12 protein-coding genes are annotated in these 13619 nt (G+C 72.7%); 2 read left to right on the top strand and 10 right to left on the bottom strand.

What is annotated here, in order from left to right:
* Positions 1 to 7 precede the first annotated feature (7 nt).
* Together H516_RS17575 and H516_RS0100865 are read left to right on the top strand one after the other, a co-directional pair.
* Positions 8 to 2197, top strand: a complete 2190-nt coding sequence (locus tag H516_RS17575; RefSeq protein WP_022887842.1) for a molybdopterin oxidoreductase family protein — start codon at positions 8 to 10, stop codon at positions 2195 to 2197.
* Complete coding sequence (locus H516_RS0100865; RefSeq protein WP_022887841.1) at positions 2194 to 3888, top strand: FAD-dependent oxidoreductase; 1695 nt, start codon at positions 2194 to 2196, stop codon at positions 3886 to 3888. Before H516_RS17575 ends, H516_RS0100865 begins: the two co-directional genes overlap by 4 nt.
* A gap of 52 nt (positions 3889 to 3940) precedes the next feature.
* Here H516_RS0100865 and H516_RS17570 read toward each other — a convergent pair whose 3' ends face one another.
* The 10 genes from H516_RS17570 to H516_RS22795 form a co-directional block, all read right to left on the bottom strand.
* Positions 3941 to 4696: a sirohydrochlorin chelatase gene (locus H516_RS17570; RefSeq protein ID WP_022887840.1), complete on the bottom strand. Its 756-nt coding sequence runs from the start codon at positions 4694 to 4696 to the stop codon at positions 3941 to 3943.
* A 109-nt stretch (positions 4697 to 4805) separates the two neighbouring features.
* Positions 4806 to 5516 (bottom strand): tRNA (guanosine(37)-N1)-methyltransferase TrmD, encoded by a 711-nt coding sequence (gene trmD, locus H516_RS0100855; RefSeq protein WP_022887839.1) that lies wholly within the window; start codon positions 5514 to 5516, stop codon positions 4806 to 4808.
* Between the two features lie 8 nt (positions 5517 to 5524).
* Positions 5525 to 6184: a ribosome maturation factor RimM gene (gene rimM, locus H516_RS0100850; protein WP_051138646.1), complete on the bottom strand. Its 660-nt coding sequence runs from the start codon at positions 6182 to 6184 to the stop codon at positions 5525 to 5527.
* Positions 6141 to 6377 (bottom strand): RNA-binding protein, encoded by a 237-nt coding sequence (locus H516_RS0100845; protein ID WP_022887837.1) that lies wholly within the window; start codon positions 6375 to 6377, stop codon positions 6141 to 6143. Before H516_RS0100845 ends, rimM begins: the two co-directional genes overlap by 44 nt.
* Before the next feature lie 3 nt (positions 6378 to 6380).
* Positions 6381 to 6803 carry a 30S ribosomal protein S16 gene (gene rpsP, locus H516_RS0100840; RefSeq protein ID WP_022887836.1) on the bottom strand — a complete coding sequence of 141 codons (423 nt, stop codon included), beginning with the start codon at positions 6801 to 6803 and terminating at the stop codon, positions 6381 to 6383.
* A gap of 171 nt (positions 6804 to 6974) precedes the next feature.
* Positions 6975 to 8459, bottom strand: a complete 1485-nt coding sequence (locus tag H516_RS0100835; RefSeq protein WP_022887835.1) for an aminopeptidase P N-terminal domain-containing protein — start codon at positions 8457 to 8459, stop codon at positions 6975 to 6977.
* Complete coding sequence (locus tag H516_RS17565; RefSeq protein WP_022887834.1) at positions 8456 to 9784, bottom strand: alpha/beta fold hydrolase; 1329 nt, start codon at positions 9782 to 9784, stop codon at positions 8456 to 8458. The genes H516_RS0100835 and H516_RS17565 overlap by 4 nt, the downstream gene beginning before the upstream one ends.
* Positions 9781 to 10746 (bottom strand): ABC transporter permease, encoded by a 966-nt coding sequence (locus H516_RS0100825; protein ID WP_022887833.1) that lies wholly within the window; start codon positions 10744 to 10746, stop codon positions 9781 to 9783. The genes H516_RS17565 and H516_RS0100825 overlap by 4 nt, the downstream gene beginning before the upstream one ends.
* A complete protein-coding gene (locus tag H516_RS0100820; RefSeq protein ID WP_022887832.1) occupies positions 10743 to 11723 on the bottom strand; it encodes an ABC transporter permease in 981 nt (326 codons plus the stop codon). The genes H516_RS0100825 and H516_RS0100820 overlap by 4 nt, the downstream gene beginning before the upstream one ends.
* Positions 11720 to 13612, bottom strand: a complete 1893-nt coding sequence (locus H516_RS22795) for a dipeptide ABC transporter ATP-binding protein (protein WP_084620159.1) — start codon at positions 13610 to 13612, stop codon at positions 11720 to 11722. The genes H516_RS0100820 and H516_RS22795 overlap by 4 nt, the downstream gene beginning before the upstream one ends.
* Between the last annotated feature and the right edge of the window lie 7 nt (positions 13613 to 13619).

Genomic DNA, 13619 nt, shown 5'->3' with positions numbered 1-13619 from the left:
AGCACGAATGCCGCGAGCCGCCACCGCCACCCACTGCCCGTACTGCGCACTGCAGTGCGCGATGACGCTCAGCGAACCGGATGCCACGGCGTCGGCCTCGTCCGCGGCGCCGTCGCCGGCGCCGGTGAGCGTCGCCGCGCGCGACTTCCCGACGAATCGCGGAGGGCTGTGCAAGAAGGGGTGGACCTCGGCCGAACTCCTCAGCAGCACCTCACGACTCCGGGTGCCGCTCGTACGGGGTGCCGGCGGCGAACTGGTCGAGGCGAGCTGGGACGAGGCGCTCGATCTCGTCGCGGGTCGGCTCCGAGGCATCCGCGAGGAGTACGGCGCCGATGCCGTCGGCGTCTTCGGCGGCGGCGGCCTCACGAACGAGAAGGCCTACCTGCTCGGCAAGTTCGCGAGGCTCGCGCTCGGCACGAGCCGCATCGACTACAACGGCCGCTACTGCATGTCGTCGGCCGCAGCCGCGGGCAATCGGGCGTTCGGCGTCGATCGCGGGCTGCCGTTCCCCGTCGAGGAGCTGGACGGCGCCGAGACCGTACTCCTCCTCGGCTCGAACGTGGCCGCGACGATGCCCCCGTTCATCGGACATCTCGCAGGCGCCCAGTCGGCCGGCGGCCTCGTCGTCGTCGACCCGCGCCGGACCGCGACCGCGAGACTCGCCGACGACGGGCAGGGCCTGCATCTGCAGCCGGCGCCGGGCACCGACCTCGTGCTGCTGCTCGGCCTCATCCACCAGGTGATCGCCGAGCGGCTCGTCGACGCCGACTACGTCGACCGGCGCACGACCGGGTTCGCGGCGCTTCGTCGGTCGGTCGCGAGCTGGTGGCCCGAGCGTGTCCAGTCGGTGACGGGGGTGCCCGCTTCGTCGATTCGCGGGCTCGCCCGTCGCCTCGCCGCCGGCGGCGGCACCTTCATCCTCACCGGGCGCGGTGTCGAGCAGCACGTCGACGGCACCGACACGGCGACGGCCGCGATCAACCTCGCGCTGCTGCTCGGCCTGCCCGGGCGCCCGGGCAGCGGCTACGGCACACTGACCGGCCAGGGCAACGGCCAAGGCGGGCGCGAGCACGGGCAGAAGTGCGATCAGCTGCCGGGCTACCGCAAGATCACCGACCCGGCGGCGCGCGCCCACGTCGCCGGGGTCTGGGGCGTCCCGCCCGAGGCGATCCCCGGGCCAGGGCTCCCCGCGGTCGAGCTGCTGGCGTCGATGGGGCGCGAGGGCGGGGTGCGAGCGCTCCTCGTGCACGGCTCGAACCTCGTCGTCTCCTCGCCGAATGCGGCCTCGGTGCGCGCAGGAATCGCCGCCCTCGATCTCCTCGTCGTGTGCGACTTCGTGCGCTCCGAGACGGCCGCGCTCGCCGACGTCGTGCTGCCCGTGCGCCAGTGGGCCGAGGAGGAGGGCACGATGACCTCGCTCGAAGGGCGCGTGCTGCGGCGCCGCCGAGCGCTCGAGGCCCCCGAGGGCACGCGCGACGAGCTCTGGGTGCTCGCCGAGCTCGCCCGGCGGCTCGACTGCCGGGCGACGTTCGACACCGACCCCGAACGCGTCTTCGAGGAGCTGCGCCTGGCCTCGGAGGGCGGTCTCGCCGACTACTCGGGCATCGACTACGCGATGCTCGACCGGGGCGAGGTCGCATACTGGCCGTACCCGCGCGGCAGCGCGGGCACCCCGCGGCTCTTCGCCGAGCGCTTCGCGCACCCCGACGGCCTCGCCCGGCTCGTGCCGGTCACGGTGCGGAACGCAGTGCTCGAGGGCCCCGCCCCCGACGAACTCACCCTCGTCACCGGGCGCCTCCTCGAGCACTACCAGAGCGGGGCGCAGACGAGGCTCGTGCCCGAACTCATGACCGCCGAGCCCGAACTGCGCGCCTCGATCCACCCGGCGACCGCTGCACGGCTCGGCATCGCCGACGGCGAGATCGTCGAGCTCGCGAACGAGCGCGGACTCGTCGCCTGCCCCGCCCGGCTCACGACCGAGGTGCGCGTCGAGACCGTGTTCCTCCCCTTCCACTTCGGCGACCGTCAGACGGCGAACCTGCTCACGAGCGACCGGGTCGACCCCGTCTCGGCGATGCCCGAGTTCAAGACCAATCGGGTGCGCCTGCGCGCAGCACACCGCTCGAAGCCCCGGCCCGCGACGGGCCTCGCGACCGACCCGGCACCCCGCCCTGCAGAAGCCGGAGCCACGACATGACCACTCCGCGACACGTCGTCCTCCTCGGCTACGGACCGGTCGGCGCACGTTTCGTCGAGGAGCTGCTGCCGGCCGTCGCCGACGGCTCCCTCGAGCTGACCGTGATCGGCGGCGAGGCGATGGAGGCCTACAACCGCGTGCTCGTCGCCGAGTACGCGGTCGGCGGCACCGAGCTCGACTCGATGCTCGTCGGCGACCGGGAGGCCGCGGAGGCCGCGGGCGTCAGGATGATGCTCGGCGTCGCCGCGCGCACGATCGACCGCGACGCCCGCACGGTCGAGCTCTCGACCGGCGAGCGCGTCGGCTACGACCGGCTCGTGCTCGCGACGGGCGCGCGCGCGAACGTGCCCACCCTCGACGGGGTCGAACGGCACCGTCGCGACCTCGTCTCGCTCGAGAAGTATCCGGATTCGCTCGTCGGCCGCGACGACGAGCTGCCGTCGGGCATCACGGCGCTCCGCGACCTCGCCGACGCCGAACGCGTGCTCGCCGCGGTTCGGGCGCGGCGCCGCATCATCGTGCTCGGCGCGGGAGTGCTCGGGCTCGAGCTCGCGCTGGCTGCCGCGCACGCGGGCGCGGAGGTGTGCGTCGTGCACCACGGCCCGCACCCGATGCCCCGCAACCTCGACCGCGGCGCGGGGCTCGTGCTCCGTGCCGCGCTCCGGCGCACCGGCGTCACCGTCGTCGCGAACTCGCGCGCCGAGGCGGTCGGGTTCCGCGACGAGGCCGACGGCAGCCGCCGCTTCGATCAGCTGGTCACCGCCGACGGGAAGCAGCTCCGCGGCGACCTGCTCGTGCTCTCCTGCGGGGTCGGCGCCCGCACCGAGCTCGCGACGCTCGCCGGGCTCCGCACGGCGGCCGGCGTCGTCGTGCACCCCTGGCTCGCCTCCTGGAGCGACCCGGCCGTCTTCGCGATCGGCGACTGCGCCCAGATCGTGGAGCGCACCGAGCAGAACGCCCGCGAACGCGATCTGCCGGGCGCACCGGCCGGGCTCATCGGCCCCGGCTGGCGGCAGGCCGACTGGCTCGCGGCCCGGCTCTCGGCCGAGGCCCGCGGCGAGGCATCCACTCGTTCGACGGAGCTCGGCGACGACGGTTCGCTGCCCGGCGAACGCCCGGCCCTGCCCGCCGAGCGCGAGGCGATCGTGATGCTGAAGGCCGAGCACCTCGATGTGGTCGCCGTCGGCGACGTCTCGGCGGAGCCGTGGGACGAGCATCCCTCGCACCCCCGGCGACGTGTCGCCCAGTGGGCCGACCCCGAGCACCACCGCTACGTGAAGATGGTGACCGAGGGCGGGGTGCTCACGGGTTTCGCGAGCGTCGGGATGCCGCGCACCGCCGCCGAGCTCACGCTGCTGTTCGAGCGGCGCGGCGAGCTCCCGGCCGACCGCTCGCTGCTCCTCCGTTTCGACGGCCCCGATTTCGACCCGTCCGCTTCGGGCGATGCGTTCGCACCGACCGCGACCGTGTGCTGGTGCAACGGCGTCACGGTCGAGCGCATCGAGGCCTCGACCGCGAGCGGAAGCACGACGGTCGAGTGCATCGGGCGCGACACCCGGGCGGGCACGGGCTGCGGCGGGTGCAAGGGCCGCATCGGCGAGGTGCTCGCACGCGCGGCGTCGAAGCCGGCGGGCGCGGGCGATCCCGCCCCCGCGGGCTCGCCTGACGACGCTCCCAGCCGCACCGGCTGAGCGGTCGGTGCTGCGGCATACGACTCGCGTGCCGAACGCGCCCCTCCGCCGCCTACACCGCGACGCGACGTGACGCGGCGGCCGAATAGCGGTCGAGCACGAGCTCGACGAGTTCGGCGGCGGCGGACTCCCGGGGCGAGAGCAGGGGCTCGGCGACGAGTTCGGCTCCCGTCGCAGCGACCGCGTCGGAGAAGGCGCCGGGCGCGAGCAGATACGGCACGACGGCGATTCGCACCCCGGGGTGCACCTCGCGGATCATCTCGATCGCGTCGGGCAGCCGCGGGATCGCCGCGGCGATGAAGCCGACCGTGACCGGCCGGCCCAGCCTGACGCCGAGGCCGCGCCCGGTCTCGAAGCACTCCCGGACCGCGCGCGGATCGTTCGATCCGGCGGCGGCGAGGACGACGGCGTCGTCGTCTTCGAGGCCCGCCAGCGAGAGCCGCCGCGCGAGCACGTCGACGATGCGTTCGTCGGGACCGAGCGCCTCGGCCAGCCCGGCACCGGCACCGAGCCGCTCGAGGCCGAGCGAGAGCCGGGTGCGCACGTGGAACCCCGCCGACAGCACGAGCGGAACGATCACCGGGGCGGGCCCACCGCTGCCGAGTGCGGCCGCGAGATCGCCCTCCCGTGCATCGACGAAGCTGATGGCGACGTCGAGCTCGGGCCTGGCCGAGGCGACCCCGTCGACGAGGCGCATGATCGACTCGCGGTTCGCCGTGGAAGGCGCCCCGTGCGTCACCGCGACGAGACGGAGCGGCCGGCCTTCCGGCCGGTGCAACGGCGCCGACGCCGCATTCGTGACGACCATGCTCCGACCCGCGCTCTCCGGCGGGAATCGTTGGTGCCCGCCGATTCGACGCTATGAAGCGGGTGTTACGGGGCGGCGAGCCCGATGTTTCGGGCGCGTGAAGAAGGCCTCACGCACCTGGGGCGGTCGGTCCGTCGCCGAGCAGTTCGGGTCGCACGCGACGGGTGCGTTCGACTTGCTGCTCGTGCCGCCACGCCGCGACCGCGCCGTGGTTGCCCGAGCGCAGGACCGGCGGCACCTCGATCCCCCGCCACTCGGCGGGCTTCGTGTAGCTCGGGTACTCGAGCAGGCCGTTCTCGTGCGACTCCTCGACGAGCGACTCGGGGTTGCCGACGACGCCGGGGACGAGTCGGCCCGCCGCCTCGATCATCGCCATCACGGCGACCTCGCCGCCGTTCAGCACATAGTCGCCGAGCGAGACGAGCCGCACGCGCATCCGCGTCGCGTAGTGGTCGACGACGCGCTGGTCGATGCCCTCGTAGCGCCCGCAGGCGAAGACGAGGTGCTGCTCATCGGCGAGTTCGCGGGCGATCGCCTGGGTGAACGGCTCGCCCGCGGGCGAGGGCACGATGAGCAGCGCATCGGATGCCCCGTCGCCGACGATCGAGTCGAGGGCCTCGCCCCACGGCTCGGGCTTCATGACCATACCCGCACCGCCGCCGTACGGCGTGTCGTCGACGGTGCGATGCCGGTCGTGCGTGAAGTCCCGCAGGTCGTGCGCGGTGACGTCGAGGAGGCCGGACTCGCGCGCCCTGCCGAGGAGCGACAGGTCGAGCACCGAGAAGAACTCGGGGAAGATCGTGACGATGTCGACGCGCATCGAGCGACCTATTCGGCGGGGGCGTCGCCGTCGGCGACGGGCTCGGCCGAGGCGTCCGCCGTCTCGCTCTCGGCGAGCTCTTCGAAGAGCCCGGCCGGCGGGGTGACGGTGAGCGTGCCGGCCTCGAGGTCGACCTCGGGCACGATCGCCGAGACGAACGGGACCATGACGTCGCGGCCGCCCTCGCGCTCCTCGTCGACGCGCACGATCAGCAGGTCTTGCGCGGGCAGGTGCTCGACGTGCACGACCTCGCCGATGCGCGCGCCGTCGCGAATGACGGCGAGCCCGATCAGCTGGTGGTCGTACCAGGCGTCGTCTTCGGGTGCCTCATCGTCGACCTGGTCGACCCAGAGGATGGCCTTCAGCAGCGTCTCGGCCGCGGTGCGGTCGTCGACGCCCTCGAAGAACCCGACCGGCTGCCCGTTGTACCAGCGCACCTCGCGGAGGGTCAGGTGCTCGCCGTGCCACGGCGAGTCCTTCGGGACCTGCAACGAGAACACCGCGCCGGGCACGAAGCGACGCTCGGGGTCGTCGGTGTAGAGCTCGAGCTTGATGGCGCCCTTGAGGCCGTGCGCCTTGGTCAGGCGCCCGACCCGGAGCTGCGTACCCGGTGCGTCGGCCACGTCAGTCGTCGGTGTCGACGACGTCGACACGCACACGGCGGCCATCGGCCAGCGCGGTCACGAGCGTGCGGAGCGCCTTGGCCGTACGGCCGGCACGACCGATGACGCGACCGAGGTCCTCGGGGTTCACATGAACCTCGAGGACCTCGCCGCGTGCGCCAGCCGCTGCGACGACCTTCACGTCGTCAGGGTGATCGACGATCCCCTTGACGAGGTGTTCGAGCGCGGACTGGAGCAAGGCTTACGCCTCGTCCGTCGCGGTCTCCGCGGCCTCGGACTCGGCCGGGGCCTCTTCGGCCTTGGGGGCCGGCTTCTCGGCCTTGGGCTTCAGCACCGGCTTCTTCTTCTCGTCGGCGACGAACTCGACCTTGGCGGCCTTCGTCTGCACGGTCGAGACGGCGTTCGCGTCGCCCTTGAACTTGCCCCAGTCGCCCGTGAGCTTGAGGATGGCGGCGACCTGCTCGGTCGGCTGCGCACCGACGGAGAGCCAGTACTGGGCCCGCTCCGAGTCGACCTCGATGAACGAGGGCTGCTCGGTGGGGTGGTACTTGCCGATCTCCTCGATCACACGACCGTCGCGCTTGGTGCGCGAGTCGGCGACGACGATGCGGTAGTACGGCGCACGGATCTTGCCGAGACGCTTGAGACGGATCTTGACAGCCACGATTCTCCTGAATGTGTCGAAAGGTTGAACCGATCGCCTGGAGCGTGGGGTGCACACCCGGCGGAAGCTCGAAAATGGTCGGATCACGGCCTGATAGAGGGTCGGGCGGCGATCCAACCCCCTATTCTGCCAGATTCGGCGGGCTCCCGCGAACCGGCGCCGCGCCGCGCGTCAGCGCAGCCCCGCCATCCACCCCTCGATGCCGTCGGCGTCGATGGGCAGCCCGGCCGAGAGCACCTCGCCGCCCGCTGCGGTCACCACGAGGTCGTCCTCGAGGCGCACCCCGATGCCGCGCAGCTCGGGCGGAAGGGTTTCGTCGAATGCGTGGAAGTACAGCCCCGGCTCGACCGTCAGCACCATGCCGGGCCGCATCTTCGCGCCCTGATAGGCGGCGTGGCTCGCCGTCGAACAGTCGTGCACGTCGAGGCCGAGATGGTGACCGACTCCGCACACGAGGTAGCGGCGGTGATGCTGCCCGCCGGGCGAGAGCGCCTCGTCGACCGAGACCGGCAGGAGCCCCCAGTCGGCGAGCCCGCGGGCGAGCACCTCCATGCAGGCGGTGTGGAAGTCGGCCCAGTCACGGCCGGGCCCGACCGCGGCGAGTCCGGCGCGGTGCGAGCGCTCGACGAGGTCGTGAACCTCTCGCTGCGCGGCCCCGAACCGTCCCGAGGCGGGCAGGGTCCGGGTGACGTCCGCGGTGTAGCCCGAGCGTCGCTCCACACCGAGATCGAGCAGCAGCAGCGCGTCGGGGTCGATCTCGCCCTCCGCACGCACCCAGTGCAAGATCGGCGCGTGCGGGCCGGATCCGACGATCGACGCGTAGCCGACGCCGGATCCGAAGGTGCGCGCATGCCGGTCGAAGGTGCCCTGGAGCCAGCGCTCGCCGCCGCGGCGCACCGCCTGCGGGATCTCGAGCGCGGTCGCGGCGAACCCGTCGACCGTCGTGTCGACGGCCGCGCGCAGTTCGGCGAGCTCCCACTCGTCCTTGATCATGCGGAGTTCGGCGAGCACGCGGTCGAGCTCCGCCGAACGCGGCCGGGCGGCGAGCGCGGCGGCCGGCCCCGCAGCGGCGGGGGCGCCCGCCAGCAGGGCGTCGACGGGCAGGTCGAGCTCTTCGAGACGCCGCGTGCGCACGCCGAGCGCGTCGCCGTACTCGCGGAGCCCGGGCATCGGTCCGACCCAGAGTTCGCCCCGGAGCGGATCCGCGAAGAAGCCCTCGTCGCCGGGACGGAACGGCGCGGGCAGGTAGAGCGTCGGCTCCTGCCCGCCCGCGACCGGTTCGAGCACCAGCACGGCGTCCTCGATCGCGGCGCCGACGAGCCAGAGGAAGTCGCTGTCGGCGCGGAACTCGTGCGCATTGTCGTTGACCCGCATGGGCGCTCGGCCCGCGGCGACGGCGAGGACGCGCCCCGGCAGCGCCTCCCCGAGCCGGGCCCGGTGCCGAGCGGCCGCGCCTGAGGCGCCCGACGGTACGGCCGGGGTGCGATCGGCCTCGCCCCAGCCCTGGAGCATCCACTCGCCGAAACCCGGCGCCTCGGCGAGCCGCGGCATGCGCGGATCGGCCTCGGCCGCCTGCGGCATCGATCGTGCGGGCGGCGCCGCCGCTGCGGGCGCGGCGAGTTCGGCGACGGCGTCGGGGGCGTCATTGGTGGTCATCGGGTCTCCTCCCGGCCCGCGCTGCGCGGGCCATCCGTTGCTGGTGCCATGCCGAGGCGCACCTCGAGGGCGGTGAACAGTCGCTCGGCGACGTCGCCCTGGTGCAGGCCGTCGTGCTCGAACTCGTTGGTGATCCACGCTTCGAGGGCGCTGACGCGTGCGGCCGTCTCGAGCGAGAGGCCCGCATCGACGTACATGTCGTCGTGGTAGACGGCCGCCTGAACGGGCACCTCGTTGGCGGCGAGGCGCGGCAGGTCGTAGAGCGCGATCGGCACGCGGGAGTCGGCGAGCAGCTCGACGCCCTGCCGGAAGCCGCGCAGCGCCCGGATCTCCTCGAACATCCACGGGAACACCATCTCTCCGGTGAAGCGCAGCGGCCGCGCGGCGGGGTCGAAGTCGGGATGGGCGGTTCTGGCCCGCTCCGCCGCCCACCCGGTCGGCCCCTCTCCGTAGATGCTCTCCTGCAACGCGATGAACAGCGGGTTGCGCTCGAAGCCCGTGAGCCGCTGCGCCTCGGCGAGGAAGGTCGTGGACAGGCGCGTCTCCGAGGCATCCGCCCACGCCTCGTCGAACACCCAGTGCACCCGGTCGAAGCCGACCGTCATGCCGAAGTCGAAGCCGAGCGTCTGGAGGCGGTGCACCGTCAGCCGGTCGCCGTCGGGCAGCCGGACGTCGCCCGCGGCGAGGTGATCGGCGACCGCGGCGACGCGTTCGCCGAGGTGCGGGAACCGCCGCTCGAAGGCCGCGTTCTTCGCGCGAACGCGCGGGAAGGTGCGGGCGTAGACCGCCTCGGCCGAGGGGTCGAGCGACGGCAGACCCCCGGCGACCGCCGCGGCGACGATCGCCTCCGGGGCGACCGAGAGGTAGTGGAGCGTGAGGAATCCGCCGTAGCTCTGGCCGAGCGACCACCAGCGCTCGCCGGCGTAGTGCGTCGCCCGCACCGCCTCGAGATCGCGCACGATCGAGTCGGCGCGGTGCAGGGCGAGCCGGCGAGCCTGCTCGGCCGCCGGCATCCCCGCGAAGGCGTCGCCCTCGAGCGGGGTGGACCGCCCCGTGCCCCGCTGATCGGGAAGCACGACGCGGAAGCGTTCGAGCGCGGCCGCGAGGAAGCCGTCGCGACCGGTCGGCCGCGGCGACTTGCCGCCCGGTCCGCCCTGCAGGTAGACGAGCAGCGGAAGGCGCTCGTGCGCCCGGCGCGCATCGAGGAGCTCGCGCGAGAACACCCGGATGGTCTCACCCTCGGGGTCGTCCCAGTCGAGCGGGACGTCGGTCCAGAGGTCGCGGGCGCGGAGGTCGCGACTCACGAGGTAGCCGGCGCCGCTCATCGTGCCGCCGTCCGCACGCGAGAGTCGAGCACGGCGTAGAGCAGGTCGACGACGAGATTCGCGACGACGACGAAGACGCCGCCGAGCAGCACGATCGCGATCACGACGGGACGGTCCTGCATCGCGACGCTCGTCACGGCGAGACTGCCGACGCCGAGCAGGCCGAAGACCTGCTCGATCACGATCACGCCGCCGAGCATGAGGCCGATGTCGATGCCGAGCTGCGTGACGAGCGGCGGCATCGCGCTGCGGAACGCGTGCGTGTACGTGATCCGGCGCTCGGTGAGGCCCTTCGCCCGCGCGGTGCGGATGTAGTCCTGGCCGAGCACCTCGAGCATCTGGCCGCGGGTGAGGCGCGCGTACACCGCCGCGACGACGAGCGCGAGGGTCGTCCAGGGCAGGATCAGATGCCACGCCCAGCCGAGCGGATCCTCTGCGAACGGTACGTACCCGCCGGGCGGGAACAGGGTCACGCCGGCCTTCGTCGGCAGGAAGTACAGCAGGAACAGCGCCATCATGCCGAGCACGAAGGTCGGGAAGCTGATTCCGACGATGGCGAAGCCCTGCCCGAAGCGGTCGCGCAGGCTCCCCGGGTGCTTCGCCGAGGCGATGCCGATCGGGATGCCGATCGCGAGCCACAGCACGACGGCGCCGAACACGAGCGACATCGTGACCGGGACGCGTGCGTACAGGAGGTCGGAGACCGGGAGCCCCGAGCGGTACGAGAAGCCGATGTCGCCGCGGAGCAGGTTGCCGACGAAGTTCAGGTACTGCACGTAGATCGGTTGGTCGAGACCGAGTTTCACCCGGATCTGGGCCATCAGCTCCTCGGTCGCCTTGTCGCCCGCGATGATGCGTGCGGGGTCGGAGGGCGAGACGTAGAAGAGCACGAAGACGAACACGCTGAGCAGGAACAGCACGAGCAGGCCGAAGCCGACGCGCGCGAGGATGAACCGGGTCATGCGCCCTTGCCCCCCTTCGAGGCGGCGGGGTCGAGCGCATCGCGCAGACCGTCGCCGAGCAGGTTGAACGCGAGCGTGAGCGCGAGCAGGGCTCCGCCCGGCACCACGACCATCCACCACGCGATGAGGTAGAGCGAGCCGTTCGCCGCATCGGCGAGCATGTTGCCCCAGCTCGGCGTCGGCGGCACGATGCCGAGTCCGAGGAAGGAGAGGGTCGCCTCGAACACGATCGCCGACGGGATCATGAGCGTCGTGTAGACGATGATCGGCACGACGAGGTTCGGCAGGATGTCTCGGAACATGATCGAGGTGCGCGAGGCGCCGAGCGAGCGCGCCGCCTCGACGAACTCGCGGTGGCGCAGCGCCATGACCTGGCCCCGGATCACCCGGGCGAGGCCCGTCCAGCTGAAGAACACGATCACGGCGATCGACAACGGCAGACTCGGCCCGAGCACCGCGACGAGCGCGATCGCGCAGAGCAGGAACGGCACGCTCATCACGAGGTCGGTGATGCGGCTGAGGACCGTGTCGACCGGGCCGCCGAAGAAGCCCGCGACGACGCCGACGACGACCCCGATCACCGAGGCCGCGATCGAGGCGACGACGCCCACGAGCAGCGACACCTGAGCCCCGTACGCGAGCCGGACGAGCACGTCGCGGCCGAGCTGGTCGGCGCCGAGGAGGAACTCCGCGGAGGGGCCGACGGGGATTCCGGAGGGGCTGAGCCCGGTGTCGCGGAACTGCTCGGTCGGGCCGTGGCCCGTCCACGCGGCGACGAGCGGCGCACCGAGCGCGAAAGCGACGATCAGCAGGATGACCGTGATCGAGCCGATGCTCGCCGGGTCGCGGCGCAGCCGTGCGAAGGTCAGCGACCAGGAGCCGCGCAGCTGCACGTCTGCGGCGTTGCGCGCCGCGATCGCAGCGGTCTTCGGGGTCGCGAGCCGCGGCGCCGGTGGCTTGGAGGTCGAGAGGCTCATCGGCGCGCCCCCTCGATCGCACGCTCGGGCAGGAGCACCGGCGCGGGTCCCGCCTCCCTGGGCCGGGCGGTGCGCACGAGCCGTCGCCGGGCCGGCGTGCGCGGGATCTCGGGTGCGGCCGCCGCGAGCAGTCGCTTCGTGAACGGCTGCTGCGGATCGCGGTAGAGCCGATCCGCGTCGTCGAGTTCGATGATGCGTCCGCCCTCCATCACCGCGATGCGATCGCAGACATGGCGCACGACCGACAGGTCGTGCGAGATGAACAGGTAGGTGAGGCCGAGCGTGCGCTGAAGCTCGTCGAGCAGGTTCAGCACCTGCGCCTGGATCGACACGTCGAGCGCGGAGACGGGCTCGTCGAGGATCACGAGCTCGGGCTTCAGCGCGATCGCGCGGGCGATGCCGATGCGCTGGCGCTGGCCGCCCGAGAACTGCGACGGGAAGCGGTTGTAGTGCTCGGGGTTGAGACCGACGAGCTCCATGAGCTCCTGCACCTCGGCGCGACGCCCCTGGCCCGAGGCGAGCCCGTGGATCCGGAACGGGTCGCCGATGATCGAGCCGACCCGCCGTCGCGGATTGAGCGAGCCGAACGGGTCCTGGAACACGACCTGGACACGACGCCGGAGCGAGCGCCACTCGCGCCGGCCGAGCGTGGAGAGCTCGTGCCCGTCGAAGGTCACGGTGCCCGCGGTCGGCGCGACGAGCCCGGCGATCGCGCGAGCGAGCGTCGTCTTGCCGCAACCCGATTCGCCGACCAGCCCGAGCGTCTCGCCGCGGCGGACCTCGAGCGTGATGTCGTCGAGCACGACGCGGGCGGGGCCGCGCCGCTGCGGGAACGCGAGTCGCAGCGACTCGACGCGGACGATCGAGGCGTCGGCAGCCGGGTCGTCGGAGCGCGCCTCGACCGCGGGCGGCAGTTCGGGCGCCGGCGGCTCGCCGGGTTCGCCCTCGAGCCAGCACACGACCTCGGTGCCGTCGTCGTAGCGGCGGAGCGGCGGCCGCTCCGAGCAGATCGACATCGCATCCGGGCATCGAGCGGCGAAGGCGCAGCCCGACGGCGGAGCGAGCAGGCTCGGCGGGCGGCCGGCGATCGGCACGAGCGGGGTGCCCGGTTCGCGGTTGAACGCGGAGGAACGGAGCAGGCCGGCCGTGTAGGGGTGCGCGGGCGAGCAGAGCACGTTCGCGCTCTCACCGAGCTCCATGCGCCGGCCCGCGTACATGACCATGACGCGGTCGGCGACGCGGGCGAGCACCCCGAGGTCGTGGCTGATCATCACGACGGTCGCCCCGAACTCGCGCCGCATCTCGTCGAGCAGGTCGAGGATCTGCGCCTGCACGGTGGAGTCGAGCGCGGTGGTGGGCTCGTCGGCGATGATGAGCGCCGGGCCGAGTGAGAGGGCCATCGCGATCATCACGCGCTGGCGCATCCCGCCCGAGAACTGGTGCGGGTACGCGTCGAACCGTGCCGCGGCGTCGGGGATGCGGACGCGTTCGAGCAGCTCGATCGCCCGCGCCTTCGCCGCCTGCTGCGAGATCTTCTCGTGCGCGCGGATCTGCTCGACGATCTGCCAGCCGACGGTGTACTGGGGGTGCAGGCTCGAGAGCGGGTCCTGGAAGATCATGCCGATCTCCCGGCCGCGCACCGAGCGCATCGCCTCGTCGCCGAGTGCGAGCAGGTTGCGGCCGCGGAAGTCGACGGTGCCGCTCGTGCGCGCACCGGCGACGAGGCCCATGATCGACTGCACCATCACGGACTTGCCCGAGCCCGACTCTCCGACGATGCCGAAGAACTCGCCCTCGTGCACGGTGAAGGAGACGTCCTGCACGGCGTGCACCGTGCCATCCTCGGTGGGGATGTCGACGACGAGATTCGAGACCTCGAGAAGCGCCATTGCGTGG

This window comes from Agromyces italicus DSM 16388 (genome assembly GCF_000421545.1).
GTDB classification, from domain to species: domain Bacteria; phylum Actinomycetota; class Actinomycetes; order Actinomycetales; family Microbacteriaceae; genus Agromyces; species Agromyces italicus.
This window is presented reverse-complemented; position numbering and strand designations above follow the sequence as displayed.

What these genes read in the sequence shown, in the direction of transcription:
- H516_RS17565 (WP_022887834.1), bottom strand. Translation starts at nt 9,784, where the DNA reads ATGAGCGGCGCCGGCTACCTCGTGAGTCGCGACCTCCGCGCCCGCGAC.
- H516_RS17575 (WP_022887842.1), top strand. Translation starts at nt 8, where the DNA reads ATGCCGCGAGCCGCCACCGCCACCCACTGCCCGTACTGCGCACTGCAG.
- H516_RS17570 (WP_022887840.1), bottom strand. Translation starts at nt 4,696, where the DNA reads ATGGTCGTCACGAATGCGGCGTCGGCGCCGTTGCACCGGCCGGAAGGC.
- rimM (WP_051138646.1), bottom strand. Translation starts at nt 6,184, where the DNA reads ATGGCCGCCGTGTGCGTGTCGACGTCGTCGACACCGACGACTGACGTG.
- H516_RS0100820 (WP_022887832.1), bottom strand. Translation starts at nt 11,723, where the DNA reads ATGAGCCTCTCGACCTCCAAGCCACCGGCGCCGCGGCTCGCGACCCCG.
- trmD (WP_022887839.1), bottom strand. Translation starts at nt 5,516, where the DNA reads ATGCGCGTCGACATCGTCACGATCTTCCCCGAGTTCTTCTCGGTGCTC.
- H516_RS22795 (WP_084620159.1), bottom strand. Translation starts at nt 13,612, where the DNA reads ATGGCGCTTCTCGAGGTCTCGAATCTCGTCGTCGACATCCCCACCGAG.
- H516_RS0100835 (WP_022887835.1), bottom strand. Translation starts at nt 8,459, where the DNA reads ATGACCACCAATGACGCCCCCGACGCCGTCGCCGAACTCGCCGCGCCC.
- H516_RS0100825 (WP_022887833.1), bottom strand. Translation starts at nt 10,746, where the DNA reads ATGACCCGGTTCATCCTCGCGCGCGTCGGCTTCGGCCTGCTCGTGCTG.
- H516_RS0100865 (WP_022887841.1), top strand. Translation starts at nt 2,194, where the DNA reads ATGACCACTCCGCGACACGTCGTCCTCCTCGGCTACGGACCGGTCGGC.